Genomic DNA, 5,272 nt, shown 5'->3' with positions numbered 1-5,272 from the left:
ACCGTTTTTATGTGCATAATTAAAGAAACAGAGCTAACTTTCGATGTTTTAAGTTTGTCTTTTGAATACGATTATATTAGTTTTTCGTTCTACAATAAATGTTGGGGTAGATAAAAGAATATACCGTTAAAAAATAGAGCACTTATTCTAAATGCCTCTATTAATATAAGGAGCAATAAAATTAGAGGCAGGCATTCAGAAAAATGTCCACTCTAACTATTGGCAAAGAGTCAAAAACAAAAAGCCACAGATAAGCAGCAGTTTCTTTTCAACCTGTGGCTTACTTTTTTATCACAGTTAACTCATCAGCATCTGCCACACTTAAATTTCTATTTTCTATAAAAAGGAGATTAAAAGCAAATCCCTAAAACAATACTTTTTATAACCATCTACTTTATACACTAATGGAAACCATTATTAATATTATTTTAGAGTATATCATAATATTACAAAGCAAAAATTGGTATATGTTGCATATTGGAATTGGGCACTCTGAAATACAAAAATAGACACTTCATATAATCACCTCATTGATGAACTTTTGGCAAGAGGTGTTATAAATATTATTTACAATCTCTAAAAATTGTAAATAATAATTATTTTGGAATAAAATTCTAAATCCTTATTCGCTGCCTCAATTTATTTTTTACCAAGTTGTAAAGTTCTGTTTCTTCTTTGTGCTCTAAAGTAAGTGAAATGCAATAATCTTGTAAATAGTTCTCATCTTTTATCCATTTATTAAGGTTAAACAATACTATCGAAAGAGGAGAAGAAAATCCTTTAGGTCGTCTTTTATATTCCCTCCATGCTTTTTGATGACAACTGACAGACCTTCTCCTAATTTTGGGCTCCATCTCTATTTCATATTTTTTTATCTCTCCTATTTCTATTTCATCGTCAGCTTGCTCTAAGTCAATTTCAGCAAATATTTTGGCTAATTCAGCTGGTTCCACTGAATGATATACTTTGAATTTTAATTGATTCCCAAGATAGCTGTCGCCCCTTTTTCTGTTTACTAAGGGATTATAGGTTAGAACTACTGTTATCTTTTTTTCGCCTTTTGTTTCAAAAAATTCCTCAGGAATATCTAATGAGAAAATCTTAAATTTATTGAGTCCTATCTTTCCTTCATTCAGCAAAACCACTCTCTTCTCGCTTGAATATATTGCCTTTTCAAAGCTTGGCAATCCATATCCCATTGTTTGATAAATAGTCTCTTCATTAAACTTTTCAGTTAAGACGGACCTATCAGGATAATCTGCTGATAAAAGAATTAAGTTTTTAATAAAATTAGCTGAAGCTTCTGGATAGATGTTGGCAATCTTCTCAGCTATGTTTGCAACTTTAGGTGCTGCAAAACTTGTCCCAAAATCAAACCTTATAAATTTACCTTCATCAAAAGGAGTATTGGAAAAAACTGCAATTTTTTGGGCAAGATGATTTTCATTTATCCTATTGTACGATTCTCTTAAAATCAGGTTACCTCCGTATTCTATTACCTCTGGCTTAATCATTCCATTAATACCATATCCAGTTCTACTAAAAGGTGATGGTTGATTAAATTGAGCAACTGGAAACCAGAGATCTTTTACCACAAAGGTATTTTTTGTTAGCCTTTCTTTAGGAGCAATTGACCCTACAGTGAGGGATAAGGCAGAAGTCGCTGGATTGATAATTTTAAAATATGGATTTTGTACCAAGTAATCAGGATAGTTTTCTAGAATGTCAGATAAACTTTCAAAATGGTCACGTGGATTTGCATTACCAGCTGACACTATAAAAACAATTTCAGGATACGCTAATGCTATTTCATCTATCAATGAGGCAAGTGGAAATTGTCTGTAGCTTGTCAGTCCCCAAACTTCTTCAAGATTTCCTAAAGAAAAGTTTACAACCTTTATCCGATATGAAGGATTATCTAAAAAATCCTTAACTATTTCATATAATTGATGTTCCAGTAACTTCTCAGGGTCATAAGAAGCATGTTTTGGCATTTGAACGTCTTTATACATAATCTTTGCAGAAAATATCCAGTTTGAAGCGTTAAATTCTCTGTTTTCTAAACATTTTTCGATGTCTCCAAAAGCAGCCAAACCAGCAACAGCTGTACCGTGTCCTACAGTATCCTGGACTTCTTTTTCAACATTTTGATAATTCTTTTCATCTCCAACCGCCCAACCTAAGATAGGATGATTAGCTACTATACCTGAATCAATTATTAAAATGCCAGCTGCATCTTCAGAAGGAGGATTTACTTTTATATCTGAGATATCTATAGTAGTGTACTCACATGGATTAAACAAAGGATAAGGCGGTCTGTCCACCCACGCCACTTCTTTGAATTGGAGAATTTCGTCCAGAATAGTTTTTGTGGTTTTTATCCTTAATAATGCAAAAGAATTAGTAATGAATTCATCAGTTATTTTGAATAGCTCAGGATTATTGTATCTTTTTTTTAATCCATCAATGAATGACCTTAATGTACTATCTTCCATTCTCCATAATTCTAAATTTAGGTATGTAGGTGTTTCATCTGTTAAAGGTTCTCTTTTAAGTAAACTACCTATTTTCTCTTCTGGTGGTATATCCCCTATACTTTCAATTGCATGAAAAAACTTGTAGCTAATGCGGTCACTCGTTGATTGACATGATTCTGCATACTTTATTAATTTTTCTTGGAAAGTTTTCAACTCTTCATCTGAAGAAAAAACAATCCAATAGCCTTTTTTATTTTCGTTCACGTAAAGTACTTCCATTCCCATTGAAGCCAAAAAATCTCTGTCAAATGAATTAACATCTACACTTTGATTTATCTCTATTTTACATATCAAACTCACATCTATATAGTCTTTATATTTGCTCTTTAGTTTCCTAAACGAATTAACTATATTCTCTGCATTTTTTATATTTTTCTTGGCAAATTCAATCACATCTCTATTTTCAGGAGGTATAACAGAAACCCATCTTCTCTCTTTTTTCCTTTTCAACTCTCCTTGAAATTCTGGCAAGGGTAAGTGTTCATAATTTGCCATTATTTCTTTCTCCCCCTATTTCTGATATTCATTCTCTCCTTAAACCTTGATAAAGCATAATCAAGTTCCGTAGGTGTTAGCTGGTCTTTATCATTCAAAATTGCATACTTGATAGCTTCTATACAAGCCATTTTTATATCTGATGGTGAAAATCCCTCAGTTTTTTTGGCATATTCAAGTAGGTCAATCTTATTTTTTTTGATCGGTTTGAGATATAATTCAAATAATTTTAATCTTTCACTTTCACCTGGTAGATCAAAATACACAATTTCATCAAATCTTCTCCATATTGCTGGGTCAAGAATATGCTGGTGATTTGTGGCAGCAATGATAAGGCTACTACCTTCAAACGTATCTAACATCTGCAAAAAATTATTAACTACCCGTTTAATTTCTCCGTGTTCATAATGGTCATCTCTGTTCTTGCCTATGATGTCTACTTCGTCAAATAACACCACCCATGTGCCATTTTCAATAAAATCAAATACTTTTCTCAAGTTAGCTGCAGTTTCTCCTAAATATGAGGAAATAATTGAATCAAATCTTACATAAATTAATGGAATATTTAAAACTGAGCTAATAACTTGTGCAGAATACGTTTTCCCTGTACCTGGTGGCCCACAAAAAAGAATCTTATTTTTTGGTTTCAAATTGTAAGTCGCCAAAATATCAGCATCTCTGAATTCTTTAATTATCTGGTTTAAGATTTGAAACGTTTCTTCAGGTAAGATTAAAGAATCTAAGTCTAGTTCGTATTCTTTAATTTCAACTAAAGGAAATCCCTTTTCAGTATCCCTGGGAATTGGAATATTATTTTTATAATTTCTACCTACTATACTTTTTGTTGAAATTTTACTGGAATAAAGAGCCTCTTTTAATTCTTTGGCTACAATATTGTGCTTTTTCTTTTTTTCTCGCTCAATATACTCTTCAGCAAGACGGTAAAATTCTTCTTTGTCATCTTTAGCAAAAGCAATAAATAATTTTTTTAGTATATCAGTATTAGTCATTTTAAATCACACCTTTACAAACTTTTATTATATATTTATTTAACATTCAATCCTCGATTTTATGCATGTATCACAGTTTAGTATATAATTTGGTACCTTTAGTGTTGTTTATATTATATAACACCTATTTTAAATAAACCAAGTAGGATTTTAAAAATGAAATCGAACTTCAAAGTTACAATCTCTCCTCAACTAAAAAATTAGGAAGTCTATAATACTTCTCTTTTAAATTCAAAACTTTCAACCCATCCAGTTCATAGCTGTTATCATGCACACATTTCATACCTTGCACAACTCCGAAAAATCTGCAAATTAAAGGTCTGACAAGGTAAATTACACATCTTTTTTACTGCATATTGCGATAAGGACGGTCCTCTTTTTTTGCTAATATTTGCTGATGAACCCCTTTTTTTCTTTCACTTATCGAATTATGCACATATGCTGCTACTATGTCATCTTTTCTCATTATAAACTGCCTTCAGCACCTTTTTATGAAAGTTCAAAACAGTTGTTCCTGTGTAACAACATGCTTAAAAATACCTGTTCCAATCGCTGTAGTCTCGCATAAACAATTTCATCTTGCAACTAAGATATTTTTCCACCATCTCTTTTATTGCATCTATAATCCCGTTGCCATATTTCCATGGTCATCTAAACTGTGCAAACCTGTACAAGTTCAGACAGCTGAGCCATTTATAGTCCGCTTTTCGGGTAGCCCCGTTTCCAGTAGGCAGTATTTAGGACAACCGTAGTCCTTACCATAAAAAGCATGAAGTCGTACCTATGTTTCTATTAATTTTCTGATTTTCATATCGAATTATGTTTTACTTAGGTGGTCTAAATCCTGCTGACTGTGCCTCTGCTTCTGTCTTAAACCACACTTCCGCTTTTGTTCTGTCGTACCATGGATCTCCGGGAATGTGGTATATTTTTTCTCCTTTGCTGTTAATGTTACCTTTAATTAAGCCATTCCCATTGGAATCCACATATACCTTGCCCGGTTCTCCGTAATAACCGTATGGTAAGCTTTGATTTAAATTATTGGTGGAAGTTTTTGATGAAGATGCACTTGATGTACTGCTGTTTCCACTGCTGCCAGCTGTGTAATCTCCCGGCTTGACGTTAAATGATATTGTTTTGCCGTCGCTTACTGCAACAATAGTACCGCATTCATCTGTTCTGTATACTGTTATCCCCAGCGATTTCAGCTTTTCCATTGTCTCTTTATGA

The 5,272-nt window shown here is 32.7% G+C and carries 3 protein-coding genes; all 3 read right to left on the bottom strand.

Translation table 11 applies throughout. From position 1 onward, the window contains the following. Positions 1 to 614 precede the first annotated feature (614 nt). Positions 615 to 3,032: a S8 family peptidase gene (locus ACTB1H_RS08995; protein WP_463262511.1), complete on the bottom strand. Its 2,418-nt coding sequence runs from the start codon at positions 3,030 to 3,032 to the stop codon at positions 615 to 617. Further along, positions 3,032 to 4,042, bottom strand: coding sequence for an AAA family ATPase (locus tag ACTB1H_RS08990; protein WP_132776554.1), 1,011 nt, complete (start codon positions 4,040 to 4,042; stop codon positions 3,032 to 3,034). Before ACTB1H_RS08990 ends, ACTB1H_RS08995 begins: the two co-directional genes overlap by 1 nt. A gap of 824 nt (positions 4,043 to 4,866) precedes the next feature. Then, on the bottom strand, positions 4,867 to 5,272 hold a 406-nt coding region (locus tag ACTB1H_RS08985), incomplete at its 5' end, for a sunset domain-containing protein (RefSeq protein WP_463262510.1).

This window comes from Soehngenia sp. (assembly GCF_055108775.1).
This window is presented reverse-complemented; position numbering and strand designations above follow the sequence as displayed.

What these genes read in the sequence shown, in the direction of transcription:
- ACTB1H_RS08995 (WP_463262511.1), bottom strand. Translation starts at nt 3,032, where the DNA reads ATGGCAAATTATGAACACTTACCCTTGCCAGAATTTCAAGGAGAGTTG.
- ACTB1H_RS08990 (WP_132776554.1), bottom strand. Translation starts at nt 4,042, where the DNA reads ATGACTAATACTGATATACTAAAAAAATTATTTATTGCTTTTGCTAAA.